General features: G+C 72.2%; 25 protein-coding genes. 4 read left to right on the top strand and 21 right to left on the bottom strand.

Annotated elements, in window-relative coordinates:
• Positions 1-6: 6 nt before the first annotated feature.
• The 5 genes from CWN80_RS14070 to pyrH form a co-directional block, all read right to left on the bottom strand.
• Positions 7-324, bottom strand: a complete 318-nt coding sequence (locus tag CWN80_RS14070; RefSeq protein ID WP_007927470.1) for a hypothetical protein — start codon at positions 322-324, stop codon at positions 7-9.
• Between the two features lie 33 nt (positions 325-357).
• A complete protein-coding gene (locus CWN80_RS16130; RefSeq protein WP_371417910.1) occupies positions 358-687 on the bottom strand; it encodes a GmrSD restriction endonuclease domain-containing protein in 330 nt (109 codons plus the stop codon).
• A gap of 238 nt (positions 688-925) precedes the next feature.
• Positions 926-1,801 carry a phosphatidate cytidylyltransferase gene (locus CWN80_RS14060; protein ID WP_007927469.1) on the bottom strand — a complete coding sequence of 292 codons (876 nt, stop codon included), beginning with the start codon at positions 1,799-1,801 and terminating at the stop codon, positions 926-928.
• 1 nt (position 1,802) lies between these two features.
• Positions 1,803-2,360 (bottom strand): ribosome recycling factor, encoded by a 558-nt coding sequence (gene frr / locus CWN80_RS14055; RefSeq protein WP_007927467.1) that lies wholly within the window; start codon positions 2,358-2,360, stop codon positions 1,803-1,805.
• Positions 2,361-2,436: 76 nt separating this feature from the next.
• Entirely contained in the window at positions 2,437-3,165 is a 729-nt protein-coding gene (gene pyrH, locus CWN80_RS14050) for a UMP kinase (protein ID WP_007927466.1), read from the bottom strand.
• Positions 3,166-3,395: 230 nt separating this feature from the next.
• Here pyrH and CWN80_RS14045 point away from each other — a divergent pair, with 230 nt between their 5' ends.
• On the top strand, positions 3,396-3,977 hold the full coding sequence (locus CWN80_RS14045; RefSeq protein ID WP_040881259.1) for an antibiotic biosynthesis monooxygenase: 582 nt from the start codon (positions 3,396-3,398) through the stop codon (positions 3,975-3,977).
• A gap of 73 nt (positions 3,978-4,050) precedes the next feature.
• Here the strand turns inward: CWN80_RS14045 and tsf are convergent, their stop codons facing one another.
• Together tsf and rpsB are read right to left on the bottom strand one after the other, a co-directional pair.
• Positions 4,051-4,878, bottom strand: coding sequence for a translation elongation factor Ts (gene tsf, locus CWN80_RS14040; RefSeq protein WP_007927464.1), 828 nt, complete (start codon positions 4,876-4,878; stop codon positions 4,051-4,053).
• 51 nt (positions 4,879-4,929) lie between these two features.
• Positions 4,930-5,823: a 30S ribosomal protein S2 gene (gene rpsB, locus CWN80_RS14035; RefSeq protein WP_128277460.1), complete on the bottom strand. Its 894-nt coding sequence runs from the start codon at positions 5,821-5,823 to the stop codon at positions 4,930-4,932.
• Between the two features lie 219 nt (positions 5,824-6,042).
• On the opposite strand from rpsB, the gene CWN80_RS14030 reads away from it, so the two are divergent.
• A complete protein-coding gene (locus tag CWN80_RS14030) occupies positions 6,043-7,191 on the top strand; it encodes a pyridoxal phosphate-dependent aminotransferase (RefSeq protein WP_007927461.1) in 1,149 nt (382 codons plus the stop codon).
• An 87-nt stretch (positions 7,192-7,278) separates the two neighbouring features.
• The gene (locus CWN80_RS14025; protein WP_007927460.1) at positions 7,279-7,764 is read left to right on the top strand and encodes a murein hydrolase activator EnvC family protein; all 486 of its coding nucleotides are present in this window, start codon (positions 7,279-7,281) and stop codon (positions 7,762-7,764) included.
• Positions 7,765-7,771: 7 nt separating this feature from the next.
• Here CWN80_RS14025 and CWN80_RS14020 read toward each other — a convergent pair whose 3' ends face one another.
• The 9 genes from CWN80_RS14020 to rplS all read right to left on the bottom strand — a co-directional run bounded on the left by CWN80_RS14020 (position 7,772) and on the right by rplS (position 15,062).
• Positions 7,772-8,716 (bottom strand): tyrosine recombinase XerC, encoded by a 945-nt coding sequence (locus tag CWN80_RS14020; protein ID WP_007927459.1) that lies wholly within the window; start codon positions 8,714-8,716, stop codon positions 7,772-7,774.
• A 45-nt stretch (positions 8,717-8,761) separates the two neighbouring features.
• Positions 8,762-9,949, bottom strand: a complete 1,188-nt coding sequence (gene dprA / locus CWN80_RS14015; protein ID WP_083853708.1) for a DNA-processing protein DprA — start codon at positions 9,947-9,949, stop codon at positions 8,762-8,764.
• Positions 9,946-11,481 carry a YifB family Mg chelatase-like AAA ATPase gene (locus CWN80_RS14010; protein WP_007927450.1) on the bottom strand — a complete coding sequence of 512 codons (1,536 nt, stop codon included), beginning with the start codon at positions 11,479-11,481 and terminating at the stop codon, positions 9,946-9,948. Before CWN80_RS14010 ends, dprA begins: the two co-directional genes overlap by 4 nt.
• Positions 11,478-11,864: a YraN family protein gene (locus CWN80_RS14005; RefSeq protein ID WP_007927449.1), complete on the bottom strand. Its 387-nt coding sequence runs from the start codon at positions 11,862-11,864 to the stop codon at positions 11,478-11,480. The genes CWN80_RS14010 and CWN80_RS14005 overlap by 4 nt, the downstream gene beginning before the upstream one ends.
• Before the next feature lie 105 nt (positions 11,865-11,969).
• Entirely contained in the window at positions 11,970-12,284 is a 315-nt protein-coding gene (locus CWN80_RS14000; RefSeq protein WP_007927448.1) for a DUF2469 domain-containing protein, read from the bottom strand.
• Positions 12,281-13,063: a ribonuclease HII gene (locus tag CWN80_RS13995; RefSeq protein WP_238148254.1), complete on the bottom strand. Its 783-nt coding sequence runs from the start codon at positions 13,061-13,063 to the stop codon at positions 12,281-12,283. Before CWN80_RS13995 ends, CWN80_RS14000 begins: the two co-directional genes overlap by 4 nt.
• Positions 13,060-13,878 carry a signal peptidase I gene (lepB, locus tag CWN80_RS13990; protein WP_007927446.1) on the bottom strand — a complete coding sequence of 273 codons (819 nt, stop codon included), beginning with the start codon at positions 13,876-13,878 and terminating at the stop codon, positions 13,060-13,062. The genes CWN80_RS13995 and lepB (CWN80_RS13990) overlap by 4 nt, the downstream gene beginning before the upstream one ends.
• A gap of 109 nt (positions 13,879-13,987) precedes the next feature.
• Entirely contained in the window at positions 13,988-14,671 is a 684-nt protein-coding gene (lepB, locus tag CWN80_RS13985; RefSeq protein WP_007927445.1) for a signal peptidase I, read from the bottom strand.
• A 34-nt stretch (positions 14,672-14,705) separates the two neighbouring features.
• Entirely contained in the window at positions 14,706-15,062 is a 357-nt protein-coding gene (gene rplS / locus CWN80_RS13980; protein ID WP_007927444.1) for a 50S ribosomal protein L19, read from the bottom strand.
• 183 nt (positions 15,063-15,245) lie between these two features.
• Here rplS and CWN80_RS13975 point away from each other — a divergent pair, with 183 nt between their 5' ends.
• The gene (locus tag CWN80_RS13975) at positions 15,246-15,602 is read left to right on the top strand and encodes a hypothetical protein (protein WP_007927433.1); all 357 of its coding nucleotides are present in this window, start codon (positions 15,246-15,248) and stop codon (positions 15,600-15,602) included.
• Between the two features lie 3 nt (positions 15,603-15,605).
• Here CWN80_RS13975 and trmD read toward each other — a convergent pair whose 3' ends face one another.
• From trmD to CWN80_RS13950, 5 genes are all read right to left on the bottom strand, one after another.
• Positions 15,606-16,805: a tRNA (guanosine(37)-N1)-methyltransferase TrmD gene (gene trmD / locus CWN80_RS13970; protein ID WP_040881254.1), complete on the bottom strand. Its 1,200-nt coding sequence runs from the start codon at positions 16,803-16,805 to the stop codon at positions 15,606-15,608.
• A 2-nt stretch (positions 16,806-16,807) separates the two neighbouring features.
• A complete protein-coding gene (gene rimM / locus CWN80_RS13965; protein WP_128277447.1) occupies positions 16,808-17,356 on the bottom strand; it encodes a ribosome maturation factor RimM in 549 nt (182 codons plus the stop codon).
• A 92-nt stretch (positions 17,357-17,448) separates the two neighbouring features.
• Positions 17,449-17,691, bottom strand: a complete 243-nt coding sequence (locus CWN80_RS13960; protein ID WP_007927429.1) for an RNA-binding protein — start codon at positions 17,689-17,691, stop codon at positions 17,449-17,451.
• Position 17,692: 1 nt separating this feature from the next.
• Complete coding sequence (rpsP, locus tag CWN80_RS13955) at positions 17,693-18,190, bottom strand: 30S ribosomal protein S16 (RefSeq protein WP_040881253.1); 498 nt, start codon at positions 18,188-18,190, stop codon at positions 17,693-17,695.
• Positions 18,191-18,364: 174 nt separating this feature from the next.
• Positions 18,365-18,826: an RrF2 family transcriptional regulator gene (locus CWN80_RS13950; protein WP_040881249.1), complete on the bottom strand. Its 462-nt coding sequence runs from the start codon at positions 18,824-18,826 to the stop codon at positions 18,365-18,367.
• Between the last annotated feature and the right edge of the window lie 83 nt (positions 18,827-18,909).

Here is an 18,909-nt window from a genome sequence, read left to right as displayed (position 1 = left end):
CTCAGGTCAGGAGCGTGCCCCGCCAAAGCTGCCCGCCGCGGGATCGGCGGCGTCCCGCCCTTCGCCCTCGCCGTGGGCCGCCTCGTCGGGCGCCGGGGACTCGTCCGGCCCGGAGAGGGCGCCGACGAGGGCGACGTGCACGGCCTCGGCACTACCGATGCTCGGCTCGTCGACGAGGTGGTACCACTCCTGAGCACCCTCGTAGCGGATGCGGTTCGCGACCCGGCCGTCGCGCTCGGTCGTCTCGAGCTCGACGCGACCGGTGGTCGTGCCGACCTCACGGGTGGCGACGCCGGCGCGGGTGGTGAAGGTGCTCGTGGGCACGATGGTCTCCTCAGCAGCTCTCGAGTCGGGTGCTCAGCGCCGTCTTCTCCGCGGACTGCAGGGCCAGGCCCCAGCGGTACTTCGTCGCCACCCACATCTTCGCGTAGGTGCACTGGTAGGCGGTGCGAGTGGGCCACCACGACGAGGGGTCCTGGTCCCCCTTCGACCGGTTGGACGAGGCCGAGACCGCGATGAGCTGCGGACATCGAGGTCGTTGGCGAAGTCCTCGCGCTCCTGGGCCGACCACGAGTCCGCGCCCGAGCGCCAGGCCTCGGCGAGCGGGACGACGTGGTCGATGTCGAGGTCGCTGCCGTCGGTGAAGGACGCGCCGTCGTACTCGCTGTACCAGTCCCCCGACGGCACCCGACCGCCAAGGACCCGCCATGCGCCTGCGCGCCACCTGCTCCCTCCTCGCCGCCACCTCGCTCGTGCTGGCGCCGGCGGCGTCGGCCACCGCCGCACCTCCCGGCATCCCGTCCACGGCCACCGCGATCAGCCAGCTCGACGCCCTCGGGGCACGAGCGACGCTAGGGCGACCTGTGGGACCGCGGGTGAACACGCGATCAGGCCCGGCCGGGGGCCTCGTCAGGGATCTACCAGATCAGTGGGGCGCGATGACCCGCAGCGCCACCCACACGAGCGGCACGACGAGCACGAGCGAGTCGAGCCGGTCCATCAGGCCGCCGTGGCCCGGGATGATGTTGGACATGTCCTTGATCCCGAGGTTGCGCTTGAGGCTGGACTCGATGAGGTCACCGATCGTCGCGACCGGGGCGACGAGGGCGCCGAGCACGGCACCCTGCCACCAGGGACCGTCGAGGGTGAGCGGGATCGCGATCGCCCCGACGAGCGCGCACGAGATGACCGACCCGGCGAAACCCTCCCAGGACTTCTTCGGGGACAGCTTCGGCGCCATCGGGTGCTTGCCGAGCAGGACCCCGAAGGCATAGCCGCCGATGTCGGAGGCGATGGTGATGATGATGAAGACGAAGATCCGCCACTGCCCCTGCGGCTCGGCGAGCATCATCGCGGCGAAGCCGGCCAGGAGGCACGGGTAGAGCAGGATCAGCGCGCCCGCGCCGACGTCACGCACGGCCCCGGCGAGCCCGTCGGCCACCCGCCACACGAGCGTGGCCACGAGCGTGAGCGCCGCCGCGAAGACGAGCGCCTCGGCCCCACGGACGTAGGCGGCGACGATCATGCTCACCGCACCGATGGCCACCGGGGCGAAGGGGGCGAAGAGCCCCCCTTCGCTCAGGGCCTGCCGCATCTCCCAGACCGCGATGACCATGGCGACGCAGATGACGACGACGAAGGCCACCGGGTGCGCCACCAGGGCGCCGGCCGCGCCGGCGCCGAGGACGACGCCAGAGGCGATGGCGACGGGCAGGTTGCGACCCGCCCGGCTCGACGGACCTGCGGCGGCGGGCGCAGCCGCCCTGATGGCGCGCCGGGTGGCGGGCTGGGGTTCGGTCACATCAGACCTCGGAGAGCTCGGCTTCCTTGGCCTTGAGGAGGGTGTCGACGGTCTCGACGTACTTCTTCGTCAGGGCGTCGAGGTCCTTTTCACCGCGGGTGCCCTCGTCCTCGCCGACCTCGCCGTCCTTGACGAGCTTGTCGATCGTGTCCTTGGCGGCGCGACGGACGTGGCGGATCGAGACCTTGGCGTCCTCGCCCTGCGAGTGGGCCAGCTTGATGTACTCCTTGCGACGCTCGGCGGTCAGCTCGGGCATCGTCACCCGGATGACGGTGCCGTCGTTGCTCGGGTTGGCGCCGAGGTCGGAGTCGCGCAGGGCACTCTCGATCGCGCCCATCGAAGACTTGTCGAAGGGGGTGATGAGCAGGGTGCGGGCCTCGGGGGTCTGGAAGGAGGCCAGCTGCTGCAGCGGCGTCGGGGACCCGTAGTAGTCGACCATGACCCCGCTGAAGAGGCCCGGGTTGACGCGACCGGTGCGGATGCCGGCGAAGTTGTCCTTGGCCACCTCGATGGCCTTGCCCATCTTGTCCTCGGCCTCGAGCAGTGCGTCCTCGATCATGTGCGTCCGTCTCCTTCTCCGGCCCCGGGGGCCTCGCGTGCGGCTGGGCCGCGGTGGTCTGGGGTCAGTCTCTCACTCAGGCCGTGACGACGGTGCCGATGGGCTCGCCGAGCAGGGCGCGGGTGACATTGCCCGGACCCTCCATGCCGAAGACGACCATCGGGAGGCGGTTTTCGCGGCAGAGGCTGAAGGCCGCGGCGTCGACGACCTTGAGGTTCTGCTGGATGGCCTCCTCGTAGGTCACCCGGTCGAGCTTGCGGGCGTCCGGGTTGGTCCGCGGGTCGGAGTCGTAGACCCCGTCGACGCCGTTCTTGGACATGAGCACCGCGTCGCACTTGATCTCCAGGGCGCGCTGGGCGCTCACCGTGTCGGTGGAGAAGAAGGGCATGCCGGCCCCCGCACCGAAGATGACGACTCGGCCCTTTTCGAGGTGGCGGATCGCCCGGCGCGGGATGTAGGCCTCGGCGACCTGACCCATGGTGATGGCCGTCTGCACGCGGGTGTCGACGCCGGCGTGCTCGAGGAAGTCCTGCAGCGCCAGGCAGTTCATCACCGTGCCGAGCATGCCCATGTAGTCGGCGCGGCTGCGGTCCATGCCCTGCTCCTGCAGCTCGGCGCCGCGGAAGAAGTTGCCACCCCCGACGACGATCGCGACCTGGATGCCCTCACGGACGGCCACGGCGATCTGTTCGGCGATCCCCCGCACGACGTCGGGGCTCAGCCCGACCTTGCCGCCACCGAAGGCTTCACCGGAGAGCTTGAGGAGGACCCTGCGGTCGGCCTGGGGGGTGGTCTGCTCGGTCACGTGGTGCTCCCTGGGTCGCGTGCGGGTTCGCCCGATCCTTCCACAGGTCCGGCCCCACCGAGGAACTCACCCGAGTCGCACGGGCTGCTTGACATGTGCTCTCCACTTGTCAAGTGACCGCGGGGTCACTAGCGTCGTCCGCACCTTGGCCGGCGCCACCGCCGACCACCCCCTGCGGGTCGTGCTCGAGGCGCTCCGCCCGCCCGCCTGAGCACCTATCCTTGCCCGTCGTGAGCACCGCACCCGCCGACCGGTCGGCCCCCGTCACCGTCTCGATCACCCGTACCGTCCGCCCCGAGGACGAAGCCCTCATGCAGGTCTGGGCCGACGCGGGCACCAACCTCGCCCGGCGCTTCCCCGGCTTCCTCGGCTCGGGCTGGGTGCGCCCTTCGCCCGGGTCCGAGCAGTGGCACATGCTCTACCGCTTCGCCGATGCCGACGCCCTCGAGCACTGGCAGCAGTCCCACGAGCGGGCCCGCTGGCTCGGCGCCGCCACCCGCCTCGTCGAGACGACCCGGATGGAGTCGCGCACCGGCATCGAGGGGTGGTTCGACGAGCCGCACGAGGTGACCGGCGGCGACATCGCCCCGCCCGCCCCGCCGCGGTGGAAGCAGATGGTCGTCATCTTCTGCGCCTTCTTCCCCACGAGCCTGGTGCTCACCTACGTGCTCGCCGTGGTGACCGAGGGGTGGCCGGCCTGGGGCCGCGTGCTGCTCACCTGCGCCATCGCCATCCCGTGGATGACGTACGTCTTCCTCCCCTTCGTCACACGGCTCTTCCTGCCGTGGACCCAGCCGCGGCGCTCGCCGTGATCTGGCGACGAGCATGACGAAGGGCGCCGCCCCCGGATGGGGTGCGGCGCCCTTCGGCGTGGTGCGGGGTTCGTCAGGAACCGACGCGGAAGCGCGCGAACTGCGTGGCGCTCGCACCGGCCTCCTCGAGGACCTTGCCGACGGACTTCTTGGAGTCCTTGGCGAAGGGCTGGTCGAGCAGGACGTTTTCCTTGAAGAAGCCGTTGACCCGGCCCTCGACGATCTTGGGCAGGGCAGCCTCGGGCTTGCCCTCCTCCTTGGCCGTCTCCTCGGCGATGCGACGCTCGTTGGCGACGACGTCGGCGTCGATCTCGTCGCGGGTGAGGACGTTGGGGCTGAACGCGGCGATGTGCATCGCGACGTCACGGGCCACCTGGTCGTCGCCACCCTCGGTGCCCAGGAGGACACCGATCTGGGCCGGCAGGTCAGGGCTGGTCTTGTGCAGGTACGCCGAGACGTTGGGGGCCTCGACGCGGGCGACCCGCTTGACCTCGATCTTCTCGCCGATGGTGGCGTTGGCGTCGTCGAGGAGGTCCTTGACGGTCTTGTCCCCGGCGGGGGCAGCCAGCAGGGACTCCGCGTCGGTGGCCTTGGCCGCGACGGCCGCGGCGAGGACCTCGTCCGCGAGGGCGCCGAACTTCTCGCCCTTGGCGACGAAGTCAGTCTCGCAGAGGACCTCGACGAGCGTGCCGACGCCGGCCTCGGCCTTGGCGACGACCAGACCGTTGGAGGTCGTGCGTCCCTCGCGCTTGGTGACGCCCTTGAGGCCCTTGATGCGCAGCAGCTCCTGGGCCTTGGACTTGTCGCCCTCGGCCTCGTCGAGCGCCTTCTTCACGTCGAGCATGCCGGCGCCGGTGCGCTCGCGCAGCTCCTTGATGTCAGCGGCGGTGTAGTTCGCCATGTGTGTCCCGTTCTCCTTCGTGAGGTGTGACGGTGGTCGGTGAGTGGAGGCTCAGGCCTCGGGGGCGGCCTCGGCGGCCGGAGCTTCCGGGGCGGCCTCGGCGGCGGGGGCCTCGGCAGCAGCCGGAGCCTCAGCAGCGGCGGGGGCCTCGGCAGCGGCCGGAGCCTCGGCAGCGGCCTCACCGGCGAGGAGCTCGCGCTCCCACTCGGCCATCGGCTCGGCCTCGGCGGAGGCGTCCGCACCGGACTTGCCGCCACCGCGGGCCATCAGGCCGTCGGCGACCGCATCGGCGACGACGCGGGTCAGCAGCGTGACGGAGCGGATCGCGTCGTCGTTGCCGGGGATCTTGTAGTCGACCTCGTCGGGGTCGCAGTTGGTGTCGAGGATCGCGATGACCGGCAGGCCCAGCTTGCGCGCCTCGTCGACCGCGAGGTGCTCCTTCTTGGTGTCGACGATCCACACGGCGGAGGGGACCTTCGACATGTTGCGGATGCCGCCGAGGGTCTTGTCGAGCTTGTCCTTCTCACGACGGAGGATGAGCAGCTCCTTCTTCGTGTAGCCCGAACCGGCCACGGTGTCGAAGTCGAGCTCCTCGAGCTCCTTGAGCCGGGTGAGGCGCTTGGAGATCGTCTGGAAGTTGGTGAGCATGCCACCGAGCCAGCGGTGGTTGACGTAGGGCATCCCGACGCGCGTCGCCTGCTCGGCGATCGGCTCCTGGGCCTGCTTCTTCGTGCCGACGAAGAGGATCGTGCCGCCGTGCGACACGGTCTGCTTGACGAACTCGTACGCGTCGTTGATGTAGGTCAGCGACTGCTGCAGGTCGATGATGTAGATGCCATTGCGCTCGGTCATGATGAAGCGCTTCATCTTGGGGTTCCAGCGACGGGTCTGGTGCCCGAAGTGGACGCCGCTCTCGAGGAGCTGGCGCATCGTGACGACGGCCATGCCGAAGTCCTCTCTCATAGGTTGTCAGTTGTTGTCCTGGTGCTCCGGCACGACCCCGCCCGACCGAGGTCGGGACTGCCGTGGTGTGCCCCGGATTCAGAGTCGGACTCGTCACCCGGCGAGGAACACGCGAATTCATCCAGACAGACTGGATGTGCACCCCATCCTACGGCCGCGGGGCGAAGGGAGGAAATCGTCCGGCGGCGTAGCCTGCCCGACATGAGCGCACCCCTCGTCGCCCGCATGGAGCCGCACGCCGAGACGATCTTCGCGACGATGTCGGCCCTCGCGGTCGAGCACGACGCGATCAACCTCGGGCAGGGCTTCCCCGACACCGACGGCCCCGCCGAGGTGCTCGAGGCCGCGAAGCACGCGATCGACGCGGGCCACAACCAGTACCCGCCGTCGATCGGCATCCCGGCCCTGCGCGAGGCGGTCGCCGAGCACCAGGCCCGCCACCACTCCCTTCGACTCGACCCGGCGGACGAGGTGCTCGTGACCTCGGGCGCGACCGAGGCGATCGCCGCGTCGCTCCTCGGCCTGCTCGAGCCGGGTGACGAGGTCGTCGTGCTCGAGCCCTCGTACGACAGCTACTCGGCCGTCATCGCGCTCGCCGGCGGGGTCAAGCGGACGGTGCCGCTGCGGCTGCCCGACCTGACGATCGACCCCGCGGCCCTCGCCCGCGCCTTCAGCCCCCGGACCAGGGTCGTGCTGCTCAACAGCCCGCACAACCCGACGGGCAAGGTCCTCGACCGGGCCGAGCTCGAGATGGTCGCCGAGCTCGCGCGTCGGCACGACGCGTGGGTCGTGAGCGACGAGGTCTACGAGCACCTGACCTTCGGGGTGCCGCACATCCCGATCGCCACCCTGCCGGGCATGGCCGAGCGGACCCTGACGATCGGCTCCGCCGGCAAGTTCTTCTCCGTCACGGGGTGGAAGGTCGGCTGGGTCAGCGGGCCCGCGCACCTCGTGCGGGCCGCTCGGGTCGTCAAGCAGTACCTGACCTTCACGACGGCCTCTCCCCTCCAGCACGCGGTGGCGCACGCGCTGCGTCTGGGGCCGGCGCCCCTCGACGCGCTGCGCGAGTCGTTGCGGGCCCGGCACGACCTGCTCGTCGACGGTCTGCGGTCGGCCGGGCTCGAGGTGCGGCCCTCCCAGGGCACCTACTTCGTCGTCGCCGATGCTGCGCCGCTCGGCGTGACCGACGCTCTCGAGTGGTGCCTGCGGCTGCCCGAGTCCGCAGGGGTGGCCGCCGTGCCGGTCTCCGTCTTCTGCGACGACCCGGCACCGACGGCCTCGCTCGTGCGCTTCGCCTGCTGCAAGCACGAGTCGCTCCTGCGCGAGGCCTGTCAGCGCCTGGCCGCGTGATCCACAGGCGGCCCCGGCCCGCGGTCACCGTCCACCGCTGCAGGCTGGAGCCGGCACCACGGCCCGACAACGGCCACGCTCCCCGTCATGAGCACCGTCCCCGTCGTCGCCCTCCTCGCTGCCGGAGCCCTCGTCGGGCCGGCGCCGCCGCCGCGGGCGATGTGGTCCTGGCCGGTCGGCGACGGTGGACGCCCGGTGGTGGCGGCTCCCTTCGATGCCCCCGAGGAGCGGTGGGGGGCGGGCCATCGCGGCATCGACCTCGCGGCGTCGAAGGGCGACCCCGTCACCTCCGTCGACGACGGCGTCGTCACCCATCGCGGTCGGATCGCCGGCCGCGGGACGGTGAGCATCACGCACGGCGACGGTGTCCGCAGCACGTACGAGCCCGTGGACTCCTCCCTCACCGTGGGTGATCGGGTCCGCCGAGGTGAAGAGATCGGCCGGGTCGGTCCCGAGCCCGGGCACTGCGAGCCCGCCACCTGCCTGCACCTGGGCGCCAAGCGCGATGACACCTACCTCGACCCCATGGGCTTCTTCGGGGCCCGGCGGGTCGTGCTGCTGCCGGTGGCGTGACGGCAGCTCAGGCGCGGGGGTGCGCCTGCTCGTAGCTGCGACGCAGCCGGTCGAGGGAGACGTGGGTGTAGATCTGCGTCGTGGCGAGCGAGGAGTGCCCCAGCAGCTCCTGCACCATGCGCAGGTCAGCGCCGCCCTCGAGCAGGTGGGTCGCGGCGGAGTGGCGCAACCCGTGCGGACCGATGTCCGGGGCGTCGGGCACGTGGGCGAGCAGGCCGTGCACGACCTCGCGCACCTGACGAGGGTCGACACGACGACCACGGCGCCCGAGGAAGAGCGCCGGGCCCGAACCGTCGACGACCACCCGTGGGCGTCCCCGCTCGAGCCACTCCCCCAGGGCCGCGTCCGCGGGGGCGCCGTAGGGCACGGTCCGTTCCTTGCGCCCCTTGCCGAGCACCCGGACGACGCGCCGCGAGCGGTCCACGTCGTCGACGTCGAGCCCGGTGAGCTCGCTGACCCGGATCCCGGTGGCGTAGAGCAGCTCGAGCACGGCCCGGTTGCGCAGGTGGATCGGGTCGTCGTCGTCGGCCGCGACCGCCGCGACGTCGAGCACGGCGGTCGCGCTCTCGCGGCTCAGCACGTCGGGCAGGGTGCGCTGCCGTTTCGGCGAGGTGAGCCGCAGCGCGGGGTCGGCCTCCACCCGACCACTGCGTCGCGCCCAGGCGAAGAAGGTGCGCACCGCGGCGGAGCGTCGGGAGAGCGTCGCCCGGGCCGCGCCACCGGCGGACAGCTCACCGAGCCAGGCGCGCAGCTGCTGCAGCGTGACGTCGCCCAGATCGTCGGCACCGTCTGCCGCGCACCATGCGAGACAGGCCCGCACGTCGCCTGCGTAGGCCCGGATCGTGTGCGCGGAGCGGTCCCGCTCACGCTCGAGGTGGCCGACGAAGGCCTCGATGCACTCGAGCGCCCAGTCAGGCGGGGCCGGCGCGGAGTCGATCGGTTGCCTGCTCACCCCACCACCGTGCCACGCAGCGTGCCGACCACGAGGCAGCGACCCTCACCCGGGTCCGGCTCCGCGCACCCAACCGCCGTCGTCGGTCTGCTCGACCCAGCCCTCGAGCGCGAGGACCGACAGCTGTGCGAGGACCTCGTCGACCGGGAGGACGAGCTCGTGGGCCACCGCGCCGACCCCTCGGCCAGACCTGCGGGTGAGGACGTCGTGGATGCGTCGCTGTGGTGGCGTCAGCGCGTCCAGCGGACGCCCCGGCCCGAGCAGCTCGTCGGGCTGGTCGGCGGCCTCTCCGACCCGAGCCGCAATCGCGAGGACGTCGTCGGTGTCCGTGACGAGGGCAGCTCGGCCCTTCTGGATGAGCTCGTGGCAGCCGGCCGACGACATCTGCGTCACCGGCCCGGGCACCGCCCCGACGGGGCGCCCGAGCGCCTCCGCCCACCCCGCCGTGTTGCGCGACCCGGACCGCAGCCCCGCCTCCACGACGACCGTGGCACCCGACAGGGCCGCGATGATCCGATTGCGGGCGAGGAACCGGTGCCGCATCGCCACCGTGCCCGTCGCGAGCTCGGTGATGACGACCCCGCGCTCCGCGACGGCGTCGACGAGCCGGCGGTTGCCCTCGGGGTAGGCGCGCTCCGGGCCGCACGGGAGCACCGCGATCGCGGGCCCGTCGCCCGTGAGTGCCCCCTGGTGGGACGCGGCGTCGATGCCGTAGGCGGCCCCGGACACGACGGTCCACCCTCGACCGGCCAGACCGGCGCCGAGCTCACGGGCGATCGCCTCGCCGTAGCCGGTGCTCGCCCGTGAGCCGACGACGGCCACCGACCGGGTGACGAGGTCCGCGAGGCAGGCATGACCACGCACGTGCAGCAGATGCGGGGAGACGAGGGGGTGCGAGAGCGACTCCGGCCAGTCCGCGTCGCCGGGGACGACGACCCGGGCCCCGACGCGCTCGACCCGGTCGAGCTCGGCGTCGACGTCGACGCCTGCGACGTGGGCGCGGGCACTCGCGCACTTGGGCAGGTCCCCGTCGACGAGGCGGTGCCAGGCCTCGACGTGGCCCAGGGAGATGACCTCGAGGAGCAGTGCGGGCAGCACGTCGCTGGCTCGTTCGCGGCGATTTTCGAGGACCCGGCTCCAGGCGACCCGGGCCCGCCGCTCGTCCGTCCCCACCTGGGCATGGGCGCGAGCTGCCTCGGCCGCCGTGGGCGCGGCACCCCTCGAGCGACTCATGCGGCCACCGCTCCCTGGGTGCGGTACATCAGCGCGAGCCCCACGTCGGTCGGACTCGGCGTCGCTCGTCCGTTGACGTCGGCGCTCGTCCAGGCCAGTCGGAGAACCCGGTCGTAGCCGCGCACGGTCACCTGCCCCAGGTCCAGCGCCCGGTCGAGCATCGCTGTCGTGCTCGACGGCAGCCGCCAGGGCGCCCGCCGCAGGAAGGGGCCGGGCACCTGGCTGTTGAGCGTCCATCCCTGCGGCCCCCAACGACGGGCCTGGGCCTCCCGCGCCGCGAGGACGCGCTCCGCGACCGCGGCGCTCGAGTCCGGCGGCGCCTCGGTCAGGTCCGCCAGGCTCACCTTGGGCACCTGTACCTGGATGTCGACCCGGTCGAGCAGTGGTCCGCTCAGGCGGGCGGCGTAGGCCCGCCGCTCGGTGGGTCGGCACCGGCAGGACAGCCCCTTGCCGTACCCCTCGCCGCAGGGACAGGGGTTCGCCGCGAGCACGAGCTGCACCCGGGCCGGGTAGGTCACCTGCTCGCGAGCGCGGGAGACGACGATCCGGCCGGACTCCAACGGCTGGCGCAGCGCCTGGAGGACCGCGCCACCGAACTCGGCCGCCTCGTCGAGGAAGAGCACTCCGTGGTGCGCCTGCGAGACCGCCCCGGGCAGGACCGCCCCAGATCCCCCGCCGACGAGTGCCGCGACGCTCGCCGAGTGGTGCGGCGCGACGAAGGGAGGCACGAGGTCGATCCCCGTCGGCATGGCGCCGACGACCGACCGCACGGCGAGGGACTCGAGGGCCTGCTCCCGGGTGAGCAGGGGCAGGATCGTCACGAGACGCTCGGCGAGCATCGTCTTGCCCGACCCCGGTGGGCCGTTGAGCAGCATGTGGTGACCACCCGCCGCCGCCAGGAGGAGAGCCGCCCGCGCCTCGTGCTGCCCGGACACGTCGGCGAGGTCCAGCCGACGCCGACCCGCCGGTGGCGCGGCCGCCGGCTCCCCATCCGCCTCGGTCAGACGCCCACCGCGCGGTACGCACCGGTAGGCCGCGACGAGCTCCGCGAGGGTCTGCGCCGTCGAGACCCGCACCCCGTCAACGAGGCGGGCCTCCCCCACGTCCTCGGGGGCGACGACGACGTGCTCGCAGCCGGCCCCCTGGGCGGCCAGCACTCCGGGGAGGACTCCCGCGACGTGCCGCAGCCGTCCGTCGAGGCCCAGCTCGGCGAGGTGGACGACTGGCCGGACGGGCTCGGCCGGCAGCTCCCCGCAGGCCGTGAGCGCTGCGACGACGAGGCCCAGGTCGAAGCCGGTGCCGTGCTTGGGCAGGGAGGCGGGTGACAGGTTGAAGGTGAGCTGTCGCGCGTTGAGCGAGACCTCCGCGGAGAGCGCAGCGGCCCGCACCCGCTGCGCCGCCTGGCGCAGCGCCGTGTCGGGCAACCCGCTGATGTCGAAGGCCGGCAGCCCGCGACCGACGTGGCACTCGATGTCGACGAGGTGCCCGCTCACCCCGCGCAGGGCCACGCCCCGCGTCACCCCGACGCTCACAGCCCTGCCCCCGCGACGTGTCGCACCTGGTAGGCCTCGGTCGCGGGGTCGAGGTGGAGCGCGACGACGTCGAGGCGCACCCCACCGCAGGAGACCTCGTGCTCGGCCAGCCAGCGACCGGCGAGTCGACGCAGCCGGGCCAACTTGGCCCGGGTGATCGCCTCGATCGGCTCGCCAAAGGCCTTGCTGCGCCGCGTCTTGACCTCGCACACGACGACGATGTCGCCGTCGAGCAGCACGAGGTCGATCTCACCTGAGCTGCACCGCCAGTTGCGGTCCAGCACCCGCATGCCTCTGCCCGTGAGATAGCGCTCCGCGAAGGCCTCGCCCTCTGCTCCGATGCGCGCCCTCGTGGGCTGCTCACTCGTCCCCGACCGGGTCATGTCCGACCACCTCCGGCACCCAGTCAAGGTGGGAGCGGGGACCCGTGGCGGACCCGTCGACGGTCTGTGGACACCCCCTTCGCCCGGGGCGGGGCTGTGGACGGGCTAGAAGCCGCCGTCGGGCATCTCGAGCTCGGACTTGGCGAGCTCCTCGACGTTGACGTCCTTGAAGGTGACGACCCGCACCTGCTTGGCGAAGCGCGCCGGACGGTAGATGTCCCACACCCACGCATCCTGCATGGTCACCTCGAAGTACACCTCGGCCCCCTCGCCGCGAACCTTCACGTCGACGCTGTTGGCGAGGTAGAAGCGCCGCTCGGTCTCGACGACGTGGCTGAAGAGGTGCACGACGTCGCGGTACTCGCGATAGAGCGCCAGCTCCATCTCGGTCTCGTACTTCTCCAGGTCCTCCGAGCTCACCGGGACCTCCCTTCGCTCGTCGTGCCGGCGAGGAGCCCACGGTCCCCGCCCGGTCGTTCCTCATCATCCCCTACGTGTGCGGCGGCCGGCAGCGGGGTCACCCCGGGCAGGGACCACGAGCGTCGGTGCTGCTCGCTCGCCCCGTGCACCGCGAGCGCATCGAGGTGGGCGCTCGCCGAGTAACCCTTGTTGTCCGCCCAGCCGTAGTGCGGGTGCTCACGGTCGAGATCGACCATGTGGGCATCGCGCTCCACCTTGGCCAGCACGCTCGCGGCAGCGACCGAGCTGCAGCGCATGTCGGCCTTGATCATCGTGCGCACCGGCGGTGTCGACGCCCCACCGACGATCTCGGCGAGCAGGCCGACCTCCTGCGGGTCGGTCAGCCAGTCGTGGTTGCCGTCGAGCAGGACGAGGTCGGGGACGACGTCGATCTGCCCGAGCGCCCGCTGCCCCGCGAGGCGCAGCGCAGCGATGATCCCGATCTCGTCGATCTCTGCGGGCGAGGCGTGCCCGACCGCGTGGCCCACGGCCCAGCGCCGCAGGCGCGGCACCATGGCGACGCGGGCCGCCGGGGTGAGCAGCTTGGAGTCGCGCACGCCGGCTGGCGCGCTGCGGCAGGTCTCGTCGATGACGACCACGCCGACGCTGACCGGGCCGGCGAGCGCCCCCCGGCCCACCTCGTCCATGCCGGCGAGCACCCGGTGACCGGCCCGCTGCAGCTCCCGCTCGACGCGCAGGCTGGGCCGACCGGAGCGCGGTGTGCGGCGCCGGGTCGTCACGAGGTGTGCGGCTCGCGCCCGGGCGGTGCCAGCGAGTGGGTGCCCGGTGCCCGCACGTCGGTGAAGACCTCGTCGTGCCCGGACAGGCCGGACATCCGGTCGAAGGGCCACACGGTCACGACCGCCTTGCCGACGACGAGGTCGAGCGGCACCGACCCCTTGGCGCCCGTGCCGCCGGGGTCGTGGAAGCGCGAGTCCGAGGAGTCGCTGCGGTTGTCACCCATGACCCACATGCGGCCATCGGGGACGGTGATGTCGAACTCGATGTCGCTGGCGCTGACACCGGGCTTGAGATAGGGCGTCTCGTCGATCGGCTCGCCGTTGAGGAGCAGCCGTCCCTCGGCGTCACAGCACTGGACCCGGTCGCCCGGCAGCCCGATGACCCGCTTGATGAGGTGCCCCTCGGAGGTGTCGGGCAGCAGGCCGACGAACATCAGGGCGTCACGGACCCCGTCGAGCACCGGGCCACGGCTGGCCTCTGGGGTCGGGCTGAGCCAGTCGCCGGGGTCCTCGAAGACGACGATGTCCCCTCGCTCGAGGTCGAAGGGCCCGGGGGTGAGCTTGGACACGACGACCCGGTCCCCGACGAGCAGCGTGTCCTGCATCGACTCGCTCGGGATGAAGAAGGCCTGGACGAGGAAGGACTTGACGATGAAGGACAGCGTCAGGGCCATGGCCAGGACGACGACGAGCTCGCGGACGGCCGCGCCGAGGCGGGCGCCCATCCCCCGCTCGTCGCGCGCCCGCTCCTCGCGGGCGCGGTCCTTTTCCTCGCCCTCGGCCTCGGCGTGCGCCGAATCGGGATCGTGTGCCACGGGTCTCTTCCTCTTGCGCGCCCAGCAGTGTCGGGGCGTCATCCGGTCCAGTATGCGTGCTCCGGGCGGCCGCGGTCGTCAGCGAGCGGCTCGTGTCCGCGCTGCGGGCTCAGTGCCCCAGCCCGCCGATGCGGTCGATGGGCCAGTAGCGCCACGACACGTGGCCGACGACGTCATCGATCGGCACCATGCCCCCGCCGGGGTCCCCGAGGTGGCTGCGGGAGTCGGCCGAGTCGCTGCGGTTGTCCCCGAGCACGAAGAGGCGCCCCTGCGGCACCTTGACGTCGAAGGGGGTGTCGCAGGCCGTCGTGCCCGGCGCAAGCCACGGCTCGTCGACCGGCGAGCCGTTGACGACCAGTCCCCCCTTCGGCGTGCACGAGACCCGGTCGCCCCCGACGCCGGCGACCCGCTTGAGGAAGTCCTGCTCCCCGAGGTCGATGGACAGGGTCGAGGCGATCGATGACAGGGTGCGGCCGATGAGTCCGTCGGAGGCGAAGGGGGTGCGATCCCCCGCCGCGAAGGTCGTCGTCCCGTCGAAGACGATGACGTCGCCGCGCTCGACGTGCGAGGCCCCGATCTTCGTCACGACGACCCGGTCACCGGGCTGGATCGTCGGGGCCATCGACCCGCTCGGCACGTGGAAGGACTCCATGACGAAGATGCGCAGGAGCATGACGAGCAGGACGGCCACGCCGATCTCCAGCAGGAGGCGGCGGGCGGGACGCACGTCGACCCCCGCCGGGTCTCCGGCGGGGGTCGAGGCGTTGGCGTCCTGGGCGGGCTCGGTCGACATCGGAGTCAGCCTACGGCCCGCTGGGCGGCAGCGGTCAGTTCGCGGGGGTCTCGCGACGCTCGCGGATGCGAGCGGCCTTGCCGCGCAGGTTGCGCAGGTAGTACAGCTTCGCGCGGCGGACGTCGCCGCGGGTGGCGACCTCGATCTTCTCGATGACCGGGGTGTGGAGCGGGAAGGTCCGCTCGACGCCGACACCGAAGGAGACCTTGCGAACGGTGAAGGTCTCGCCGATGCCACCGCCGTGGCGGCGGATGACGACGCCCTGGAAGACCTGGATACGGGAGCGGTTGCCCTCGATGACCTTGACGTGGACCTTGACCGTGTCACCGGCGCGGAACTCGGGGATGTCGTCCCGCAGGGACGCCTTGTCGATCTCGTCGAAACGCTGCATGGCGCTTGTCGCTTCCTGCGGACGCCACAGGCCGTCCGCCCTCGTCAGTAGTGTGTGAGGTGTCGCGCCCACCGCCGCGTGCTGTGGGTCGGTCCGCCGTGCTGGTGGGCCGGTCTCGGCACTCCCCCTGTGGCAGGGGCGGTGTCGTTGAGCGCGATGTCCGATTCTGCCAGAGGGGAGCGCGTGACCAGAAATCGTGCCGGGGCCCATCGTCGTCCCCGATCGACCGGCGAGCACCACTGGCACCCGGTCGGCGGCCTGCTCACCCTGCTGCTCGTCGCCCCCGCTGCCGCCGTGCTCACCTCGCGGCTGCGGGGGCTGCTCGAGCTTGACCGGCTCGGTGCGGCGTGCACCGGCACCGACCTCCTCGGTCCGCTGCTGCTCCAGGGCCTGCCCGTCGTCGTCCTGATCATCGCGATCCCCGCGGCGCTGCTGTCCCTGGCGCACCGCGCCACGGGGTGGACCTGGCTGCTGCTGGTCCTCGGTGTGACGGCACTGCTGGAGGTCGGCCTGCGCGTGTGGCTGCCCCAGTGCGCGTGAGCCTCAGCGACGGACGGGTCGACTGAGGTCGACCGTCCCCGGCCCCTCGCCGGGACCGCGCACCCGGTAGCCGGCCTTCTTGTACAGCCGCAGCAGACGCTCCTGGTCGGCGCCGGTGTTGAGCCACAGGGTCGTCACGTCGCTCGGGGCGAGCGCCTCGGCATGGGCGAGCAGCGCGCGACCGAGGCCGCGCCCCTGCAGGTCGGGGGCGATCATCAGGCGCCCGATCTGCCAGGTCGTCGGCTCCTGCGGGTCGCGACGCACCCGGACCGACCCGACGAGCCGACCCTCGCTGCGGAAGAGGTGGGTCGTCCAGTGCTCGAGGCCGGCCGCGACCGCGGCGGCGTCCTCCGCCGGGGCTCCCCACCAGTGCTGCTCCGGGGTGACCATCTCGATCCAGCAGGCCTTCTGCAGCACGGTCAGCTCGGCGGCATCCGCTCGGGTGGCGACCGAGTGCTCGAGCCCGGCGAGCTCGGAGGTCGTCGCCGCGACGTGGAGCAGGTCGGGGCGGCGGGCCGCGGTGCGGGCCAGACGCTGCTCGTGCCGCCACGCGGCGACGGCCGCGTGGTTGCCGCCGAGGAGCACCTCGGGCACGGCCCGCTCCACGCCGTCACCATCGGTCCACACCGACGGCTTGGTGTAGATGGGGTACTCGAGCAGACCCCCTTCGTGCGACTCCTCGACGAGTGACTCGGCATTGCCGACCACGCCCGGCAGGAGCCGGCCGATGGCCTCGACCATCGCGAGGACGGCGACCTCGCCGCCGTTGAGCACGTAGTCGCCGAGCGAGATGACCCGCACGGGCATCCGCTCGGCGGCCCACTCGTAGACCCGCTCGTCGATCCCTTCGTAGCGGCCGCAGGCGAAGACCAGCCAGGGCGCCTGTGCCAGCTCTCGCGCCGTCGCCTGCGTGAAGCGCTCCCCGCCCGGCCCCGGGACGACGAGGATCGGGGCCGGTCCGCTCGTCTCGTCGGCGGAGGCGAGGACGTGCTCGAGCGCCTCGCTCCACGGCTGCGCCTTCATGACCATGCCGGCTCCCCCGCCGTACGGGGTGTCGTCGACGGTGCGGTGACGGTCGTGCGCGTGGTCGCGCAGGTCGTGCACGCGCAGGTCGATCAGGCCCTCGCGGCGTGCCTTGCCGATGAGCGAGATGTCGAGGGCGGCGAGATAGTCGGGGAAGATCGAGACGGCGTCGATGCGCAAGGTCACTCTCCTGCCGCGTCGAGGTCGAGCAGGCCGGGGGGTGCGTCGACGACGAGCCGGCCGGCCTCCGGGTCGACCTCGGGGACGATCGCCTCGACGAAGGGGACGAGCGTCTCGCCGCCGTCCGGTCGCCGCAGCCGCAGGCGGTCCTGGGCGGCGCCGAGCTCGAGGGCGACGACCTCCCCGACGACCGTGCCGGTGGGGTCGACGGCCGTGAGCCCGACGAGGTCCTCCTCGTACCACCCTTCGTCGTCCTCGGACGGGTCCGGCTGGTCGGCGGCGAGCACGAGCCGGGTGCCGCGGAGGGACTCCGCGCCGGTGCGGTCGGGGATCTCCTCGAAGCCGAGCAGCCAGATCCCCCGGTGCACGCGGGTCGTCGCGAGCGTCAGCTGACGGGGCACACCCGACCCGGGCTGCGCGCGGGTGTCGAAGACGGTGCCGGGCACCAGGCGGGACTCCGGGTCGTCCGTATGCAGCTGGACGGTGACCTCGCCACGCAGCGCGTGGGGCTTGCCGATGCGGGCGACGACGTGACCGTCAGGAGATGCCATGCGGGACAACCTACGTATCCGGGGCCCGGGATGGCGAATGGCCGCCCTCCCCGAGGGGAGGACGGCCATCCGCTGGACGTGGAGCGCCGGGCTCAGCGCTCGCGGTCGGTGTCGACGATGTCGATCCGCACGTTGTCGCCGCCCGAGAGGGCGCCGAGCACGGTGCGGAGGGCGGACGCCGTGCGACCGGAGCGACCGATGACGCGGCCCAGGTCGTCGGGGTGCACGCGCACCTCGAGGATCTGACCGCGACGCAGGTTCTTGCTGCGCACGACGACGTCGTCCTTGTGGTCGACGATGCCGGTGACCAGGTGCTCGAGCGCCTCGTCGAGCATCTCAGGCCTCGGTGGTCTCGGCCTCGGCCGGGGTCTCCTCGGCGGGAGCCTCGGCAGCAGCCTCGGCCTCGGCCTTCTCGGCGGCGGCCTTGTCGTCCGCAGCCTTCTTGTCGGCCTTCTTCTTGGCGGTGATGGCCTCGTGCTCAGCGCCCTCCTTGTCGGAGTTGGCGAGCGCGGCCTCGTAGAGGTCCTTCTTGGAGGGCTTGGCCTCCTTGACCTTGAGGGTGCCCTCGCCGCCGGCCTCACCCTTGAACTTCTGCCAGTCACCGGTGACCTTGAGCAGCGCGGCGACGGCCTCGGTGGGCTGGGCGCCCTGGGAGAGCCAGTACTGCGCGCGCTCGCTGTCGATGTCGATGAGCGAGGGCTCCTCGGTGGGGTGGTACTTGCCGATCTCCTCGATGGCCCGGCCATCGCGCTTGGCGCGCGAGTCCATGACGACGACGCGGTAGAACGGAGCGCGGATCTTGCCCATCCGCTTGAGACGAATCTTGACGGCCACGGTCGTGGTCCCTTCAGTCATGAGCACGGCGAGACCGTGCGCGGTTCGCACGGGGTATCGAGCTCGGGGTGTAGGCATCCGGCGCACGCAGGAGAGATCCCCGGCGCGGACGGGTACGGAGGGGATTGTTCCACGCCTCCCCTCCCCGGCCCAAACCGGGACGAAGGGAGGGCCTCAGCGGTTTTCCCAGGCGTCGGGGGCCGCGAGGGCCTCCTCGACGGCGGCAGGGAAGTCGCCGCTCAGCACGTCGGCGAGGCTCGTCCCGTCGAGGACGGAGCGCACGCTCGAGCGGACGGCGACCCAGACCGTCCGCAGGTGGGTGGCGGCGCCGTCGTAGGTCATGGCCTGGGGGCGCTCCCCCCGCACCTCGGCGAGCGGGCCGTCGACGGCCCGGATGACCGCACCCACGGAGATCTGCGTCGCCGGGCGAGCGAGGAGGTAGCCGCCGCTGGCACCCATCCTGCTGACGACGAGCTCGGCCCGGCGCAGGTCGGCGAGGATCGCCTCGAGGAACTTGCGCGGCAGCTCCTGCTCGGCGGCGAGCCGGACGACCGAGACCGGCGTGCCCCCGTCAGCGGCCGCGGCCAGGGTCAGCATGGCGCGCACCGCGTAGTCGGATCGGGCGGAGATGTCCATGCCCTCAGTATCGCGGGCGGGGCCGGGGGTGGTGACCACGACCTGAGACATAACGTGACGTTACTTGACCGATAACAGGATGT

This window comes from Janibacter hoylei PVAS-1 (assembly GCF_004025845.1).
GTDB classification, from domain to species: Bacteria; Actinomycetota; Actinomycetes; order Actinomycetales; family Dermatophilaceae; genus Janibacter; species Janibacter hoylei.
This window is presented reverse-complemented; position numbering and strand designations above follow the sequence as displayed.

Coding starts and splice junctions, on each gene's coding strand:
- rimM (WP_128277447.1), bottom strand. CDS start 17,356: ATGGCATCTCCTGACGGTCACGTCGTCGCCCGCATCGGCAAGCCCCAC.
- dprA (WP_083853708.1), bottom strand. CDS start 9,949: ATGAGTCGCTCGAGGGGTGCCGCGCCCACGGCGGCCGAGGCAGCTCGC.
- CWN80_RS14030 (WP_007927461.1), top strand. CDS start 6,043: ATGAGCGCACCCCTCGTCGCCCGCATGGAGCCGCACGCCGAGACGATC.
- rpsB (WP_128277460.1), bottom strand. CDS start 5,823: ATGGCCGTCGTCACGATGCGCCAGCTCCTCGAGAGCGGCGTCCACTTC.
- rplS (WP_007927444.1), bottom strand. CDS start 15,062: ATGCAGCGTTTCGACGAGATCGACAAGGCGTCCCTGCGGGACGACATC.
- CWN80_RS14025 (WP_007927460.1), top strand. CDS start 7,279: ATGAGCACCGTCCCCGTCGTCGCCCTCCTCGCTGCCGGAGCCCTCGTC.
- lepB (WP_007927445.1), bottom strand. CDS start 14,671: ATGTCGACCGAGCCCGCCCAGGACGCCAACGCCTCGACCCCCGCCGGA.
- CWN80_RS13950 (WP_040881249.1), bottom strand. CDS start 18,826: ATGGACATCTCCGCCCGATCCGACTACGCGGTGCGCGCCATGCTGACC.
- CWN80_RS13960 (WP_007927429.1), bottom strand. CDS start 17,691: ATGCTCGACGAGGCGCTCGAGCACCTGGTCACCGGCATCGTCGACCAC.
- CWN80_RS14005 (WP_007927449.1), bottom strand. CDS start 11,864: ATGACCCGGTCGGGGACGAGTGAGCAGCCCACGAGGGCGCGCATCGGA.
- frr (WP_007927467.1), bottom strand. CDS start 2,360: ATGATCGAGGACGCACTGCTCGAGGCCGAGGACAAGATGGGCAAGGCC.
- tsf (WP_007927464.1), bottom strand. CDS start 4,878: ATGGCGAACTACACCGCCGCTGACATCAAGGAGCTGCGCGAGCGCACC.